Here is a 17,286-nt window from a genome sequence, read left to right as displayed (position 1 = left end):
TGATTCCGCCAATGCGGCGGCGGCTAAGGTGGTGAACGGCCTTTGGCAACGCCAGCAAAACTATGGATGCAGGGGTGTGTGAAATGACTGAGTCGCTGGGCTTGTCGATCGGGGTGGCCAACCTGGTCGCAACGAGGGCGGGCAGCACCCCGATCGCGCGTACCCCTGTCTTGACCCTGTACGAAAACCGGCCGACCGAAGTTGGCCTGCCAGAAGAGAATCCGAACCTCACCGAGCCCGGGTTGGTATTGCGTGGATTCGTCGAACGGGTAGGTGATCGCACGCCGCTGGTAGCGGCCGACGGGACGAAGTACTCGGGCGAGTCCCTCACCATCGAAGCGCTCGAAGCAATGGCCCGCACCGTCGGCTACGGCACCCCCGTCATCGTCGCCTTCCCAGCGTATTGGTCCGAAAGCCAGGTGGCGGCGCTGCGTGGGGAGTTGTTCGCCCAGCCGGACCTAGCCCGTGGTGGACAGCCGACGTTGATCTCCGACGCCACCGCCTCGCTCATGGCGCTGCGAAACAATCCCGGATTCCCGACCGACGGCGTGGTCGCCGTTTGCGACTTCGGAGCCAGCGGCACCAGTGTCTCGCTGGCGAACGCAGCTGCGAACCTTCAGCAGATCGGGCCCACGGCGCGGTACCGCGAATTCTCCGGCGACGAAATCGATCAGCTGATTGTCAACCATGTCCTTGCGGCCGCTCCCACCGCCGGCAACACCACCGACTTTGCCGGTGCGGCAACGGGAATGGGGTCGGTGACGCGACTGCTGGGTGGATGCCGCCTGGCCAAGGAACGACTTTCGGCGACGACGGCGGCGACGCTTCCGTCAACCGCGGCCGGTCCCGGCCTCCAACTCACCCGTTCCGAATTCGAGCAGCTGATTACGGAGCCGCTGGATCGATTCGCCGCGTTCCTCGCTGATATATTGCAGCGCAACGGGATTGATCGTTTGGCGGCCCTGGCGCTGGTCGGCGGCGGCGCCGCCATCCCGCTGATCACCGCACGACTGTCGGAGCGCTTCCAAGCGCCGATCTGCACCACGCCCCAGCCGGGGTTCTGCGCCGCCATCGGTGCGACCGTGTTCGCCCAAGAGCAGTCCGCGGCGGTCCCGACCGGCTTGGCGCCCACTGTCGACGGACCCACCAGTGTCCTGGGCGCTGCCGGTGCCGGCGCCATTGGTGCTACCGCGGCGTGGCCTACCAGTGGCGGCGGTGCGGCTCCTACTGAAGCGATACCCGGTAGCGCCGATGCGACCCAAGCCGACCAAGCCCTGGCCTGGTCCGAAGACAGTGGCACCGGACAAGAGCCCGCTCCCTATCTCGGCCCCGCCGACTACACCGGCGCCGTCCCGCCGCCCCCAGCCCCCGATTACGGACCGACGGAGAACCTTGCTACGCCCGAACCCCCGCTGCCCCCGTGGTATCGGCGCCCGGCGATCTTGCTCAGCCTGTTCGGCGCTGCCGCGGCGATCGTGCTCGCCGTGGTGCTGGCCACCACGCTGACCTCCACGAAATCGAAGCCGGTCGTCACCGTGACATCACAGCCGCCGCCCTACACCACCAACGTGATCGGCCCCGACAACATCCCCACCGAAACGGTGATCACCCCGCCACCGGTCACCAAGACCACCGAGGCGCCGTCGTCGACGACAACCACTGAACCGACCACCACCACAACCACGACGACGCCCAGCACGACCACCACTACCACCACGACGACGACCACTCAGCAGACCACGACGACCACACAGTCGACCACCACACAGCCGACGACCACCGCTCCGACCACGACGGCACCGCCGACCACGACGGCGCCACCGACCACCACACAGGCGCCGCCCACCAGCACGGCGGCGGCTCCCACCACCACGGCGCCGGCGCCAGTTACGCCCACCACGGCGGCCGCTCCCGCCACCCCCACTACGGCGGCACCGGCACCGGAGACCGGTGAGTAGTACGAACGTTGCGCCCCAACGCTTGAGGCGCGTCGCAATCGCGTGCACGGTCGGCACCACCGTCGAGTTCTACGATTTCTACATCTACGGCACGGCCGCGGCACTGGTGTTTCCCACGGTGTTCTTTCCGGACCTGAACCCCACGTTGGCAACGATCGCCGCAATGGGAACCTTTGCCGCGGCGTTCGTCTCCCGCCCGCTGGGCGGAGCCGTCTTCGGCCATTTCGGTGACCGCATCGGCCGCAAGACGACTCTGGTCGCGACATTGCTGATCATGGGATTGTCCACGGTGGCGGTCGGTTTGACGCCGAGCGCCGCGACTATCGGCGTGGCGGCACCGTTGCTCGTGCTCGTCCTGCGACTGCTGCAAGGGTTCGCGGTCGGTGGCGAATGGGCCGGATCGGCATTGCTGGGTACGGAATATGCGCCGCCGAACCGGCGGGGGTGGTACGGCATGTTCACCCCGCTTGGCGTCGGAATTGCGTTGGTGCTGACGAGTTTGACGTTTCTGCTTGTCGAGATGACCATCGGCGGCACCAGTGCCGCGTTCCTGCAATGGGGGTGGCGGGTTCCCTTCTTGTTGAGCGCGCTGCTGATAGCCATAGCGCTCTATGTCCGTCTCAACATCGGCGAAACACCGGTATTCACAACACAATTGGCAAGCGCCGGGCCCGCCAGGGCTCCGATTGCCGACGTGCTCCGACGACAGTCGGGCAAGGTGGCTCTGGCTGCAGGCAGCTTCGTGGGCGTCTACGCCTTTGTGTTCATGGGCGGCACCTACCTGACCAGCTATGGCCGCAATCATCTCGGACTTTCGCCGAATGTTGTTCTGACCGCAGGTCTGCTGGGCGGGTTGGCGTGGACGGCCGTTGTCGCCTACGCGGCCAACAAGAGTGACCACATTGGCCGCCGCCCGGTCATGCTGACCGGCTGGGCGTTCGGCCTGCCATGGTCTTTTGCGATACTTCCCTTGATCGACACCGGTAGTCCGGTGCTGTTTGCGTTGGCGATCGTCGGCATCTACGCGGTCGCGGGTTTCGCCTACGCGCCGATGACGGCATTCGTGCCCGAACTGTTCGACACGCGGCATCGCTACACCGGCGCTGGGTTGGCGCTCAACGTCGCTGGGATCGTCGGTGGCGCACTGCCACCGATAATCGCCGGGCCACTACTCAGCCGCTACGGCAGCTGGGCCATTGGAGTCATGCTGGCCACCCTGGTGCTGGTGAGTCTGGTCTGCATCTACCGACTGCCGGAAACCACGGGGACATCCATGGCCGGCGAAGCGGAATACGCGTCGCGATGACCCCTACCGTGCGTCCGAATTAGGGACTTCTTGGATCGGCTCTTGCGAGTAATGACGGTTTTCCATAGATAGGCATGAACCGTCATATCGCCGCATGGCAGTCGACAAATGCATTTTACTCAGCCCACTCGATAAATCCTCAATAAATGCTCAATAGATCCTCAACGCGCTCCCCGCCTCGTGGATCGAACGGTGTTGCTAGCCAAAGAAAGCGCGGTGCGCAGGGGTTCTTATGCTCCGCACAGGTACGGCTATGGTCGTTCACAGGTTTCAATGTGACGTTTCTTGGGAACGATTTATTTTTCTGATCGGCTTTCTTGTCTTCGGTAAGGAGTTGCGACAAATGCGTCGGTATGGCCACCACAGGCCAATTCCTCCCGACCCTGGCTTCTGTCGCAACGACCGAAACAAGGACCGGCACAAGGACCGACAAGGACCGACAAAGGCCGTGAAGACATCAGTCTTCGGCGGGGCGGTCTGCGACCAGCGCGGTGACGACGAGCTCTGGCCGGTCCAGATCGAATTCGAGAGACATCTCACGAAGTTAGAAGTCAAGCCGCGAGTGTGAGAGGGGGTGGAAACGCCTGATGTTCGTTGTACCGTTGGCCAGTTTGCAGGCAGTGGTGGAGTTGGCCGAGGAACTTGTTGAACAGGTGTCGTTGGGCTTGGCGGTTCCAGTCTCCTGCGGCGCGGCGGGCATCGAAGTGGCGACGGGCACCCGGGGAACCGCGCAACGATGCCAACGCCCAGATCGAGCCGACCGCGGCCAGGCGCCGGTTTTTGATATGCCGATGTGTCACAACGTTTTCTTTCCGCTGGCGCGGGTGATAGGGGCCGATCCAGCGAAGGCTTTCAACCCGCGGGCATCAGCGAAGCGGGCGCGGTCGTCGCCGATCTCGGCGAGCACCCGGGCGCCAGTCAGATTCCCCAGGCCAGGGAAGCTGGTGATGATCGCGGCGTCCGGGTGCTGTTCAAAATGGGCGATCGCCGCCTCGGCCAGGTCATCGCCGGCCGCGCTCGCGGCCTCGAACTGGCGCAGCAGCGCGGCCAGCTGGATGCCCATCGCGTTTTCCACCATGGGTGGTTGGTGCAGGTAGGTGTCGGTGAACACGCTGCGCAGCCGCTCGACGTCACGGTCGAGGTCACGGCGGCGGCCGGCTTTGACCAGCAACCGGCGCAGCCGCGCCGGGGTCAGTTTTGCAGCCTGCGTGGGGGTTGGCGCGGCCGCCAGGATGGTGCGCGCGTCGGCGCGGGCCAGCCCTCCGCTGGGCAGGTCTGCGAAGGCCGCCAGCGCGGCCGGGTAGAAGTCTTTGAGCAGATCGCGGATCTGGTTGCCGATCTGCTGACGTGCCCACACGGCGTCCTGCTGGGCGCGCGCCAGTACCCGGATAGCCTGGGTCAGCTCGGTGTCGAGGGCAGCCGGCGGTGGGCGTCGGGGTCGGTGCGGATGATGTTGGCCAACAGCACTGCGTCGGTGGCATCGGATTTGGCGCCCGAGAGTGCATACCGCGCCCGATACCGCGAGGCCGCCAACGGATTGATCGGATATATCGCCCGGCCGGTTTCGCGCAACGCGCCTACCCACAGCCCGCGGTCGGTTTCGATCCCCACCGGGATCGGATGCTCGGCGCTGTCGCCGACCTCGGCCAACAGGGTCAACAACTGTGCAAAGCCGCCGCGTCGTTATCGACCCTCCCGCGGGCCACCACGCGACCGTCGGCGTCTACCACGGCGACATCGTGATGCGATGTGGCCCAGTCGATTCCGCAAAAAAGTTCCAAATTACCGCTCCTTCGATCACTCAACCGGTCACGAGCCTTGATGGGGTCACGCGGCGCCCTAATCGCAGGACTCGAAGGTCCGTCATCTCACTAGCCGTCCGTGACTCCAGCACACCACAGGGCCTCGTTCTTTCGAAGAGCTCGAAGCTCGGGATCGTTAGCCGGGAGGTCGACCCTGTGGCGGGCTCGAGCAACGGCATCCCACCACCGAAAGCCATGATCTGCCGTCAGGCGCGCCGCTCTCTCATAAGGCGTCATACGCCGGGAGCTCCCAGGCATCACCCAACGGCAGACCACACAGGAATGGCCCTGGCCTACACGACCAGTAACCAACCCCTACTAAACGATTAGGAGAACGTGATGGCGGGTGTGATTGCGGCGCCGGAGATGATCGCTGCTGCGGCGACGAATCTGGGCAACTTGGGTTCGACGATCGGCGCGGCCAACGCCGCGGTGTCCGGCCCCACGACCGCGCTGTTGGCGGCGGGCGCTGACGAGGTGTCGGCGGCGATCGCATCGTTGTTCAGCGCCCACGCGCAGGCCTATCAGGCCATCAGCGCTCAGGCAGCGCAATTTCACGCGGAGTTTGTCCAGCAGCTAAACACCGGCGCCTTCTCCTACGCCGCCGCGGAGGCCGCAAACACCACTCCCCTCGACCAGGTGAACGGGATCTTCCAGGCACTGTTGGGACGTCCCTTGATCGGCGACGGAGCCAACGGCACCCCGGGAACCGGCGCCGACGGCCAAAACGGTGGGTTGTTGTGGGGCAATGGCGGCGCCGGCGGCTCCGGTGGGCCCGGCCAAGACGGCGGTAACGGCGGGAGCGGCGGGTTCCTGTATGGCAACGGTGGCGCCGGCGGAGTCGGTGGGAACGCTATTGGCGCCGGCCTTGCGGGCTCCGGCGGCAACGGCGGCAGTGCCGTCGGGCTTTTCGGCAACGGCGGCAGCGGCGGTACGGGCGGAATCAGCCTCGCTGGCGTCGCCGGGGACGGCGGCTTCGGCGGTAGGGGCGGATTCCTGATCGGCAACGGCGGCGCCGGCGGGGAGGGCGGCGTGGGGTTCGTGGCCGGCTGGGGCGGCTGGGGTGGCGATGGCTACGGCTTGCTTTACGGCCAAGGCGGCGCCGGCGGCGCCGGTGGGATGACCCCTGCGGGCGGGGTCGCCGGCGTCGGCGGAACCGGCGGCAGCGGCAACATCCTCTTCGGCATGGTCGGAATCGGTGCCGACGGAGGCGCCGGCGGAGCCGCGTTTGGCGCCACCAACATCGGGGGCCAGGGCGGTCAGGGCGGCAACGGCGGCGGCTACCTATTTGGCATCGGCGGCCACGGCGGGACTGGCGGTGCGGCCATGACGGCCGGCGGTACTGGCGGCGCCGGCGGTCAGGGCGGCGTCAATGGTTACTTCTTCAGCTGGGGCGCCGGCAATTACGAAGCTGCCGGCGCCTTATTCGGCATCGGCGGGGCCGGCGGCGACGGTGGCGCAGCGATCGCCGGTGGCCGCGGCGGGACGGGCGGCCTCGGCGGCCTCGGCGGCCTCTTGTTCGGCCTTGGCGGCACCGGCGGCAACGGTTACGGCGCAGTCGGGTTGGCCCAGGGAGGTAACGGCAGCCAGGGCGGTTACGGCGGACTCCTGTTTGGCATCGGCGGCGCCGGCGGCAACGGCGGCATCGGAACCATCAATGGTGTCGGCGGCCCCGGCGGCTTTGGCGCATACATCTTCTTTGGCCCTAATGGAAAGCCCGGGCTCACACCCTGAATCGAAGCCACGGCTGCCAGTCTCCGTCCGGGCACATGTCGCAAATCGACCATGCCTAAGGGCAGGTCGAACCAGCCGCGGGCGCGCTGAAATCCCAATGGCGGCAACGTTTTACGCAATGGCAGCTCGAACACCAAGCGGACACTGTCGGTTCCGCGTTGGGCGCGACTGGCAAACGCCGATTCGAATGGACGCAGGTAAACCCCAACCAGTAGCGACCAAGCGGTGCCATGAAGCACGACGGGCTGCGTGACAGAATTCCGCCACAGACTCAATTGATCGTCAATTAGTCCTCGATGAATACTTGACGCGGCGGTCCTGGGGCCCTTTCGTTGTGCGGTCTCTGCGCACCGCGACGGAGTTCCTCAAGCCCCTAGGCTGCGGCACCAACGAGGTTGGCTGTTCCTCGAACTGGAAGGAAGCGATGACGGCACAGAGCCTTGGGTTCGGTGTGCTGGGCACGCTAGAGATGCGCGTGGGTGACACCACGATCGCGCTGGGGACTCCCAAGCAACGCGCGGTGTTGGCGGTCTTGGTTCTCAGACGCAATACCACGGTAGGCATGGACACCTTGATCGACGCCGCCTGGGAGCAATCGCCACCGGCGGGTGCGCGGGCCACGTTGCACTCCTACATTTCCAACCTGCGTCGTGTGCTGACCAGAGCCGGCATCGATCCGCGTCCGGTGCTGGTCAACGTGGCCCACGGGTATCGGCTGTCGGTCAGCGACGAACACTGCGATGTGGGGCGTTTCGCCGCGGAGAAAGATGCCGGGTTCTCCGCCGCGGCGGCCGGGCGTTTCGAGCTCGCCAGCCGCCACTTGAGTGCCGCGCTGGCACAGTGGCGCGGCCCGGTGCTCGATGATCTGCGCGACTTCAGCTTCGTCAACGCCTACGCGAGTCCGTTGGTCGAAGACAAGCTCAATGTCCACACCGCCTACGCTCAGGCCGAAATCGCCTGCGGGCGAACCTATTCCGTTATCGCGGAGTTGGAAGAACTCATCAGCGTTCACCGCTACCGTGAGCCGTTATGGGCGCAGTTGATTACCGCCTACTACGTGACCGAGCGTCAATCTGATGCCCTCGACGCTTACCGACGACTGAAAACCACTCTGGCCGACGATCTGGGCATCGACCCTGGCCCCACCCTGCGCGGGCTGCACGAGCAAATCCTTCGCCAGCAACCTCTCGACGTGTACCAGGCCGCACGCACGGTCGCTGAAGACACCTTGGCCTCGGGGACCGGGACCCAGGGCTCCGGTCGAGCTGGCTCGATCGCGTTGCGCGACCCTCAAGGCCGGCTGTACCCGCTGATCAGCGTGCTCACCCGCATCGGGCGAAGTAGCGACAACGACATCGTTCTCGACGATGTCAAAGTCAGCCGCAACCACGCCGTCATCGTCAAGACCGGTTCGCGTGTCGTCATCACCGATCTGCACTCAGCCAACGGCATCTACCTCCACGGAGAACGAATCGACACCAGCGCCACCCTCAACGCCAACGACACCATCCGCATCGGCACATACGAACTCACCCTTGAAGCCAGCGCCCCTACCGCCAGCGGTTCCGAGCAAGACACTTCGCAAGCCACGCAGACGTAGCCCCCACATGTGTGCGCCGACTCACGATCAAATCGCGCGCATTTTGTTGGTCCCCGAGAGAGCTGGCCGCTCCGATTTTCTCAGTGGCGCTCTGTGACCGACCTCACCCGAACCTATACGGTGCATCCGTGGAGAACTTTCTGAGTCCGCGTGGGTGGCTGGGTCTCGCCTCGGGCCTGGCGCAGTTTTGGATTCGTACCACGCTTCGCACCCAGGAACAGTTGCTGGCGTTGTTGGAGGGCGAGACCGGGGAGTCCCGCTCCATCCCGGCCACACAGGCACCCGCATCCGATAAGACCCTTCCGCCGGATTCGCTCAACGCCAAGATGCGTGCGCTGCTGAACCGGGCACTGGATCAGAGCACCAAGAGCAGCCAGGAGGAGCTCTACCACCACATCCTCGATCAACTGGTCGCCGACGAAGCTCGGATCATCGGCGCTCTGTCTGATGGCTCGACGTCGGTGGCGGTGAATGTCTACGACTGGACCCGCCGTCGAACACTCGGACGGGCCGTGCTTGAGAACGCCGCACTCGTCGGCCGCAACGCCAACGTCGCGCTCCCCCAGATGGTCCCGACGTACGTCAGCCATCTGCTCTCACTCGGACTCGTCGAAATCGGACCCGAAGACCCGGACTTGAAGGACGACTACGAGATCCTGCTTGCCGAGTCGCAAGTGTTGCGTGCCATCGCCGACGCCTCCCACGGGCCGCTGGCCGCAAAGGTCGAAAAGCTCACCCTGAGGTTGTCGCCGCTGGGCCACGCGCTCTGGGAAGCCACCAACCAACAAGAGGGGCGGCCATGACCACAGCCGTGGTCGCGTTGCAGTCGTGGACCGAGATCCGACACGACTTCTCGATCAACTGGTACATCTACCTGTCGATGCCGCTGATCGCGGCCTTCGTCGGGTGGAGCACCAAGATCGTCGCCTTGGAGATGATCTACCGGCCACAGGAATTCAAGGGCATCGGACCGATCGGCTGGCAGGGAATCGTGCCCCGGCGCGCCGGGAAGGTCGGATCCAAAACCATCGAACTGGTAACGGCGAACCTGCTCAAACCCGAAGAAATCCTGGACCGCATCGACACCGGCGAGGCGGTGGACACGCTTCGAGAACCGCTGTCCCAGGCGGTCGACGAGATCTCGCGCGACCTCGCCGAGCAAATCCGGCCCGGGCTCTGGGATTCGCTGCCGCAGGCCGCCCGCAAAACGGTCCAGGACCGCATCCACTCTCAGGTCCCCAAGATCACCGAAAACCTGCTCAAGGAGATGAAGGCGGATCTGAGCCGGTATATCGATCTGCAGTTTCTCGCGGTCACGACTCTGGTGCGCAACAAGGACAAGCTCATCAAACTGATGCGCGGCGTGACCACCGACGCGATGACTTTCGTGCGACGCAGCGGAATCTATTTCGGGCTGGGTATCGGGCTGGTCCAGATGGTCGCGTGGGCGCTGTTCAAGAATCCGTGGATCATGCCGGCCTTCGGCTTCACCGTCGGCTTCATCAGTGACTACATCGCGCTCAATATGTTGTTCCGGCCGATACACGAAAAGAAGGTCTTCGGCCTGGTTCACTTTCAAGGTCTATTGCACGCCCAGCGCGAAAAGATCACCCGCGACTACGCCAAGATCCTGGCCGACGACTTGTTCGCACCCGACATCCTGCTCGACGGAATCCTCAAGGGCCCGGGCTCGGACAAGCTTTTCGCGCTCGTCGCCAAGGAAGTCGACGAGGCGATCGATGCGCAGACCGGTGTCGCGCGCCGCCTGGTGATGCTCGCCGTCGGCACCCAGCGCTACCGCGAAATCAAAGACGGTGTCGTCGAGATGGTTCTCGAGCGCTTACCGACCACGTTGCTCGAAGCGAAGGAATATGCCTCTAATGCGCTTGCTTTGGAGCAGACCATCGTCGAGAAAATGAGCCAGCTCACCAACGAGGAATATGAATCGATTCTCCGGCCAATCTTCAAGGACGACGAACCGCTGATGATCGCGGTTGGTGCGGTTCTCGGCGGCGTGGTCGGCGAGCTGCAAGTCCAACTGGTGGAGCTGTTCAGTCGCTGACCCGCCGCAGATGTGATCGAAATCCCTGCCAGCGCTTCAGAGAACGCAATTCCGCTGGACAATTGCGCACCCTTTTCGCCGTTGCACCGGTGTCAAGCAAGTGCCCCTTTAAAAGTTAGGGCAACCTTTCTCGCGACCAAAGCCACAAAGATGACACTATGAGCAGGTCAAACAGGTAACTCAGCCCTCGTGGACGCACTGGCATTGAGCCGCAGGCGACGTTCAATGAGGCCCGACGAATTGGGGTGACCTCCGGTGACCACGCAGACCATCATCAGGCTCGTTGTAGGCCTGGGCATGACCGCGATCGTGGGCTTGCTGGCTCTGCGGCGCATCTGGTGGCTGTACAAACTGGTGACGTCCGGTCAGCCGGCCAGCGGGCGCACCGACAACATCGGGACCCGCATCTGGACGCAGATCGCCGAGGTGTTCGGCCAACGCAAACTGCTGAAGTGGTCCATCCCGGGCCTGGCGCACTTCTTCACGATGTGGGGCTTCTTCATCCTCGCCACGGTCTACGTCGAGGCCTACGGCGCCCTTTTCGACGACCACTTCCACATCCCGATCGTCGGCCGCTGGGACGCTTTGGGCTTCTTGCAGGACTTCATCGCCCTCGCCGTCCTGTTCGGCATCATCACGTTCTCGATCATCCGGTTGCGCTCCGAGCCGAAGGAATACGGCCGTTCGTCGCGGTTCTACGGTTCACACACCGGGGGCGCCTGGCTGATCCTGTTCATGATCTTCCTGGTCATCTTCAGCTTCGCGATCTTCCGTGGCGCCTCGGCGAACACCGGAGCCCTCCCCTACGGCGGCGGCGCCTTCTTCTCCCACGCCATGGGCGCGGTTATGCAGCCATTGGGCACGACGGCCAACGAATGGATCGAGACGATCGCTTTGTTGGCCCACATCGCCGTGGCGCTGATCTTCCTGCTGATCGTGCTGCACTCCAAGCACCTGCACATCTTCCTGGCGCCGATCAACGTCACGTTCAAGCGACTGCCCGACGGCCTGGGCCCGCTGCTGCCCGTTGAGGCCGACGGCAAGCCCATCGACTTCGAAAACCCGCCGGACGACGCCGAATTCGGCCGGGGCAAGATCGAGGACTTTTCCTGGAAGGCCATGCTCGACTTCGCCACCTGTACCGAGTGCGGGCGCTGCCAGTCGCAATGTCCGGCGTGGAACACCGGAAAACCCTTGTCGCCCAAGCTCGTCATCATGGACCTGCGCGACCACTGGATGGCCAAGGCGCCCTACATCCTGGGCGAAAAAGAGAGCCCCTTGGAGAGCACCCCAGAGGGCGGGGTCAGCGAGAACCTGACCGGCGAAAAGCATGCCGAGGAGCACCACGTTCCCGAGTCCGGATTCGGACGCATCACGGGCTCCGGTCCGGAACAGGCGACCCGTCCGCTGGTCGGCACCGCAGAACAGGGCGGCGTCATCGACCCCGACGTGCTGTGGTCCTGCGTGACTTGCGGTGCCTGCGTGGAGCAGTGCCCGGTGGACATCGAGCACATCGATCACATCGTGGACATGCGCCGCTACCAGGTGATGATGGAGTCGGAATTCCCCTCCGAGCTGGGCGTCTTGTTCAAGAACCTGGAGAACAAGGGCAACCCCTGGGGGCAGAACGCATCCGACCGCACCAACTGGATCTCCGAAGTCGACTTCGACGTTCCGGTGTACGGCGAGGACGTCGACAGCTTCGACGGTTACGAGTACCTGTTCTGGGTGGGTTGCGCCGGCGCCTACGACGACAAGGCGAAAAAGACCACCAAGGCCGTCGCCGAGCTGCTCGCCATCGCCGGGGTGAAGTACCTGGTGCTGGGCAGCGGCGAAACCTGCAACGGCGACTCCGCGCGTCGCTCTGGCAACGAATTCCTGTTCCAGCAGCTCGCCCAGCAGGCCGTCGAGACCCTCGACGGCGTGTTCGAGGGTGTGGAGACCGTCGACCGCAAGATCGTCGTCACCTGCCCACACTGCTTCAACACCTTGGGCAAGGAATACCGCCAACTGGGCGCCAACTACACCGTGCTGCACCACACCCAGCTGCTGAACCGGCTGGTTCGCGACCAAAAGCTGGTGCCGGTGAAGTCGGTTTCGCAGGACATCACCTACCACGACCCCTGCTACCTCGGGCGCCACAACAAGGTGTACGAGGCGCCGCGTGAGCTGATCGGCGCCGCGGGGGCCAACCTCACCGAGATGCCGCGGCACGCCGAGCGCAGCTTCTGCTGCGGCGCGGGTGGCGCCCGAATGTGGATGGAAGAGCACATCGGCAAGCGCATCAACCACGAACGTGTCGACGAGGCGCTGGCCACCAATGCCGCCACCGTCGCCGTGGCGTGTCCCTTCTGCCGCGTGATGGTCACCGACGGGGTCAATGACCGGCAAGAAGAGGCCGGCCGCAGCGGCGTCGAGGTGCTCGACGTCGCCCAGGTGCTGCTCGGCTCGCTCGATCGTGACGCGGCGACGCTGCCGGAGAAGGGCACCGCCGCCAAGGAAGCCGAAAAGAGGGCAGCCGAGGCGGAGAAGACCAAGCCCAAGGCCGCCGCGCCGAGCGCGCCCGCCGAGGCACCGGCCGAGGCCTCCGAGAAAGAAGCCGAGAAGCCGGCCGCCGCCACCGAGCCCAAGAAAGAGACCAAGGCCGTCACCGGTCTCGGGATCGCCGGTGGCGCCAAGCGTCCTGGGGCCAAGAAGGCGGCACCAGCGGCTGAGGCCAAGACGGCGGAAGCGCCCGCTCCCGCGCCAGCGAAGGGGCTGGGCCTGGCCGCCGGCGCCAAACGCCCTGGTGCCAAGAAGGCAGCGCCGGCAGCGGCTAAGGCTGAATCGGCCGAGGCCGCGCCCGCCGCGGAAACCTCGTCCGCCGCGCCCGCCGCGCCCGTTAAGGGGCTCGGTCTGGCGGCGGGCGCCAAGCGGCCAGGCGCCAAGAAGGCAGCGGCGGCGCCTAAAGCCGCTGAGCCGGCGCCCGCAGCTGAGGCATCAGCGACCCAAAGCTCGGCGCCCGCCGAGCCTGCCGAACCCAAAGAGCCGGCAGCCCCCGTCAAGGGGCTGGCGATCGCGTCCGGTGCCAGGAGGCCGGGAGCAAAGAAGCCCGCCGCCAAGACCGAGACTTCCGCGACCGCCGAGCCGTCGGCCCAACCGGCGCCCGAAACCAAGGCAGAGCCCGGGGCGGAAGCAAAGGCCGCACCCGCCCCTGCCGAGCAATCCGACGGCGACCCGACCCCGCCGCCGGCGGCACCGGTTAAGGGCCTGGGCATCAAGCCTGGTGCCCGCCCGCCGGGCAAGCGCTGATCACGGTTTGACGGCAAGCAGCAAATATCAGTGGACAGCAATGGCACCATTGGTGACGTGACTCTTCATCAGGCGCCCTGGCACGCCCCCGGGCATCATCGCCAGCAGCGCACCTTCGCGCAGTCGTCCAAGCTCCAGGACGTCCTGTACGAAATTCGTGGTCCGGTGCACCAACACGCCGCGCGGTTGGAAGCCGAAGGGCACCGGATCCTGAAGCTGAATATCGGCAACCCCGCGCCGTTCGGCTTCGAGGCCCCGGACGTGATCATGCGCGACATGATCCAGGCGTTGCCGTACGCCCAGGGGTACTCCGACTCGAAGGGCATCCTGCCGGCCCGTCGAGCGGTGGTCACCCGCTACGAGCTCGTGCCGGGATTCCCTAAGTTCGACGTGGACGACGTGTACCTAGGTAACGGTGTCTCCGAACTGATCACGATGACGCTGCAAGCGCTGCTGGACAACGGCGACCAGGTGCTGATCCCGGCCCCGGACTACCCGCTGTGGACGGCGTCGACATCGCTGGCCGGCGGCACACCCGTGCATTACCTGTGCGACGAAACCCAAGGCTGGCAACCCGACATCGCCGACTTGGAATCCAAGATCACCGAGCGCACCAAGGCCCTTGTGGTGATCAACCCGAACAACCCGACCGGTGCGGTGTACAGCAGCGAAATCCTCACGCAGATAGTCGATTTGGCGCGTAAGCACCAACTGCTGCTGCTCGCTGACGAGATTTACGACAAGATTCTCTACGACGACGCGAAGCACATCAGTCTCGCCACTCTCGCGCCAGATATGTTGTGCCTGACCTTCAATGGGCTGTCGAAGGCCTACCGCGTCGCGGGATATCGGGCCGGCTGGCTGGCCATCACCGGCCCCAAGGACCATGCCAGCAGCTTCATCGAGGGGATCAGCCTGCTGGCCAACATGCGGTTGTGCCCGAATGTTCCTGCGCAGCATGCAATTCAGGTTGCACTCGGTGGCCATCAGAGCATCGAAGACCTGGTGCTGCCCGGCGGCCGACTGCTCGAGCAGCGCGACGTCGCCTGGACCAAGCTCAACGAGATTCCCGGTGTGTCATGCACCAAACCGCAGGGTGCGTTGTATGCGTTTCCCCGACTGGACCCCGAGGTCTACGACATTCAGAACGACGAGCAACTCGTCCTAGACCTGCTGTTGTCCGAGAAGATTCTGGTCGCCCAGGGAACTGGGTTCAATTGGCCAGCTCCGGATCACCTGCGCCTGGTGACGTTGCCGTGGGCACGCGACCTCGCGAGGGCGATCGAGCGGCTGGGCAACTTCCTGGTCAGCTACCGCCAGTAGCGAATCGCCCTGGCGAAAACAGCCTGCCCTTCGCCCCGCCCGCTCTGCGGTGCTCACAACGTGATCGCGCCGTTCCTGGGCCCCCGATAGTCAAGTTTGACTATCGTCGCTCGCCGCGGAAATGACTCGTTATGGTCATGCCCCGTACCTGCTGCCCTCGTAGCGTCGAATCAAGCTGCGAAGGAACCAATTCGGCGGTGTATGGGCAGTAGATCGAATGTCCTCTGCTCACAATCCGTTCGCTGTCGTAGCCACCACTAGCCTGGAGGCGTCACATGGCATTTATGATCGCGGACCCGTCGATGCTGGAGGCAGCGGCGACCGATTTGATGAATCTCCGCTCAACGATCAGCGCCGCGAACGCGGCCTCGGCCGCGGCGACCACCGGGTTAGTGGCCGCCGCTGGCGATGAGGTTTCGGCGGCGATTGCCGCCCTATTTTCCGAGCATGCTCAGACCTATCAGGAGCTCAGCGCTCGGGCGGAGGCGTTTCATGTCCAATTTGTCCAAGCCTTGAGCGCGGGTGGGGGTTCGTACGCCAGCGCCGAGGCTTCCGCCGCCTCCTCCCTGCAAAACGCCCTAGCCCGGATTTTTCGTGAAATGCTCCGAGAAACGGGGTGTAGATAAGCGAAAGTGCCTGTCCTGCAAGGGATAATTGGACTTCTCTACGGTTCAATCGGTCCCAAGGGAAGGCACCTCGCTTGTGAAGAATATCGCGCTAGCATCGCGGGTGAAAGTGTCGGCTGACGGCCATGGTGTCGTGTCGCACGCCGGGATGGGCATGCTGCGCGAGCTCGCGGACCGCACGGGGTTGTCGGCGCAGGTCACCGCCGCGTTGGCCGACACGTACCGGGGCCCGTGGGTGTATGCGCCCGGGGACGTGTTCGCCGATCTGGCGGCCGCGGTCGCCGACGGCGCGGACTGCATCGACGCAGTTGGTCAACTGTGCGGCGATCGTGAGCATGTGTTCGGCGCGAAAGCCTCGACGACCACCATGTGGCGGTTGATCGATCAGCGCATCGATGCCGCACACCTGCCGGGGGTGCGCACAGCGCGGGCTCGGGCGCGGGCGGCGGCCTGGGCGGCCGGAGCCGCCCCCACCCAGGGGTGGCTGCACATCGACATCGACGCCACCCTGGTGATCGATCACTCCGACAACAAGACCGGCGCTGCGGCGACCTGGAAGAAAACCTATGGTCATCACCCGCTGCTGGCGTTTCTGGACCGCCCGGACATCGCCGGCGGGGAGGCCCTGGCCGGGCTGCTGCGCAACGGTAACGCCGGCTCCAACACCGCCTCCGATCACGTCATCGTCCTCGAGCAGGCGCTGGCCGCCCTGCCGCGGCGATACCAGCCCGACCCCGCCCATCCCGCCGATCCCGACAACCCGAAGCTGCTGGTGCGCTGCGACACCGCCGGGTCCACCCACCGCTTCGCCCAGGCGTGCCGCAGGCTGGGGGTGGGGTTCTCCTTCGGCTACCCCGTCGATTGGCGGGTCCAAGACGCCGTGGACACCCTGACCCTCGCCGATGTCTGGGACCCGGCCATCGACACCGACGGCGGTATCCGCGAGGGCGCCTGGGTCGCCGAGGCCACCGGTCTGGTCAACCTGTCCTCATGGCCGGCCGGAACCCGGCTGATCCTGCGCAAAGAACGCCCCCACCCCGGGGCCCAGCTGCGGTTCACCGACGCCGACGGCATGCGCGTGACCGCGTTCATCACCGACACCGCACCCGGGGTCATCCCTGGTCAAGTCGCCGGATTGGAGTTGCGGCACCGCCAGCACGCCCGCATCGAGGACCGCATCCGCGAACTAAAGGCCACCGGGCTGCGCAACTTTCCGTGCCACTCGTTTTGGTCCAACGCCGCCTGGCTGGAAATCATCCTGGCCGCCACCGATCTGGTCACCTGGGCCCGGCTGATCGGCTTTCACGACCACCCCGGCCTGGCCCGCATCGAGATCACCACATTCCGCTACCGGATCCTGCACATCGCCGCCCGCATCACCCACGGCGCACGCCAACAACGGCTACGCCTCGATGCCACCTGGCGATGGGCCGCAGCCATCGCGACCGCCTGGCAACACATCCGCACCGCCTTCGGTTGACCGACAACCCAGCTGACCAACCGAGCACGAAAGACCACCGGCCCTGGGAAAGCCCGCCAACCCGGCGACACGGGACAACCCCAACACGCCCTAAACCACACAAA

10 protein-coding genes and 1 pseudogene are annotated in these 17,286 nt (G+C 65.1%); 10 read left to right on the top strand and 1 reads right to left on the bottom strand.

Annotation, left to right across the window (positions count from 1 at the left end; all coding sequences use genetic code 11):
• The first annotated feature begins 83 nt into the window (after window positions 1–83).
• Window positions 84–1,958, top strand: a complete 1,875-nt coding sequence (locus G6N68_RS00895) for an Hsp70 family protein (RefSeq protein ID WP_163706747.1) — start codon at window positions 84–86, stop codon at window positions 1,956–1,958.
• 22 nt (window positions 1,959–1,980) lie between these two features.
• Window positions 1,981–3,264: an MFS transporter gene (locus G6N68_RS00890; RefSeq protein ID WP_163706745.1), complete on the top strand. Its 1,284-nt coding sequence runs from the start codon at window positions 1,981–1,983 to the stop codon at window positions 3,262–3,264.
• 551 nt (window positions 3,265–3,815) lie between these two features.
• Here G6N68_RS00890 and G6N68_RS00885 read toward each other — a convergent pair.
• Window positions 3,816–5,045: pseudogene (locus G6N68_RS00885) on the bottom strand (IS110 family RNA-guided transposase).
• Between the two features lie 360 nt (window positions 5,046–5,405).
• On the opposite strand from G6N68_RS00885, the gene G6N68_RS31325 reads away from it, so the two are divergent.
• The 8 genes from G6N68_RS31325 (at window position 5,406) to G6N68_RS00845 (ending at window position 17,182) form a co-directional block, all read left to right on the top strand.
• Window positions 5,406–6,800, top strand: a complete 1,395-nt coding sequence (locus G6N68_RS31325; protein WP_163706744.1) for a PE family protein — start codon at window positions 5,406–5,408, stop codon at window positions 6,798–6,800.
• 424 nt (window positions 6,801–7,224) lie between these two features.
• On the top strand, window positions 7,225–8,400 hold the full coding sequence (locus G6N68_RS00875) for a BTAD domain-containing putative transcriptional regulator (RefSeq protein ID WP_163706743.1): 1,176 nt from the start codon (window positions 7,225–7,227) through the stop codon (window positions 8,398–8,400).
• 128 nt (window positions 8,401–8,528) lie between these two features.
• Window positions 8,529–9,203, top strand: a complete 675-nt coding sequence (locus G6N68_RS00870) for an Abi-alpha family protein (RefSeq protein WP_240355321.1) — start codon at window positions 8,529–8,531, stop codon at window positions 9,201–9,203.
• Window positions 9,200–10,462, top strand: coding sequence for a DUF445 domain-containing protein (locus tag G6N68_RS00865; RefSeq protein WP_163706742.1), 1,263 nt, complete (start codon window positions 9,200–9,202; stop codon window positions 10,460–10,462). The genes G6N68_RS00870 and G6N68_RS00865 overlap by 4 nt, the downstream gene beginning before the upstream one ends.
• A 255-nt stretch (window positions 10,463–10,717) precedes the next feature.
• Window positions 10,718–13,753, top strand: a complete 3,036-nt coding sequence (locus tag G6N68_RS00860; RefSeq protein ID WP_163706741.1) for a (Fe-S)-binding protein — start codon at window positions 10,718–10,720, stop codon at window positions 13,751–13,753.
• 30 nt (window positions 13,754–13,783) lie between these two features.
• Entirely contained in the window at window positions 13,784–15,076 is a 1,293-nt protein-coding gene (locus G6N68_RS00855) for a pyridoxal phosphate-dependent aminotransferase (protein ID WP_163706740.1), read from the top strand.
• 275 nt (window positions 15,077–15,351) lie between these two features.
• Entirely contained in the window at window positions 15,352–15,702 is a 351-nt protein-coding gene (locus G6N68_RS00850) for a PE family protein (protein WP_163706739.1), read from the top strand.
• Window positions 15,703–15,778: 76 nt separating this feature from the next.
• Window positions 15,779–17,182: an IS1380 family transposase gene (locus G6N68_RS00845; RefSeq protein WP_163706738.1), complete on the top strand. Its 1,404-nt coding sequence runs from the start codon at window positions 15,779–15,781 to the stop codon at window positions 17,180–17,182.
• Window positions 17,183–17,286 lie beyond the last annotated feature (104 nt).

The organism is Mycobacterium bourgelatii (genome assembly GCF_010723575.1).
Lineage (GTDB): Bacteria > Actinomycetota > Actinomycetes > Mycobacteriales > Mycobacteriaceae > Mycobacterium > Mycobacterium bourgelatii.
Note: the sequence above shows the minus strand (reverse complement) of the source record. Positions and strands in the feature narration are given on the sequence as shown.

Bases quoted from the DNA above. Each gene is read 5' to 3' on its own strand.
- G6N68_RS00850 (WP_163706739.1), top strand. From the start codon at position 15,352: ATGGCATTTATGATCGCGGACCCGTCGATGCTGGAGGCAGCGGCGACC.
- G6N68_RS31325 (WP_163706744.1), top strand. From the start codon at position 5,406: ATGGCGGGTGTGATTGCGGCGCCGGAGATGATCGCTGCTGCGGCGACG.
- G6N68_RS00895 (WP_163706747.1), top strand. From the start codon at position 84: ATGACTGAGTCGCTGGGCTTGTCGATCGGGGTGGCCAACCTGGTCGCA.
- G6N68_RS00875 (WP_163706743.1), top strand. From the start codon at position 7,225: ATGACGGCACAGAGCCTTGGGTTCGGTGTGCTGGGCACGCTAGAGATG.
- G6N68_RS00865 (WP_163706742.1), top strand. From the start codon at position 9,200: ATGACCACAGCCGTGGTCGCGTTGCAGTCGTGGACCGAGATCCGACAC.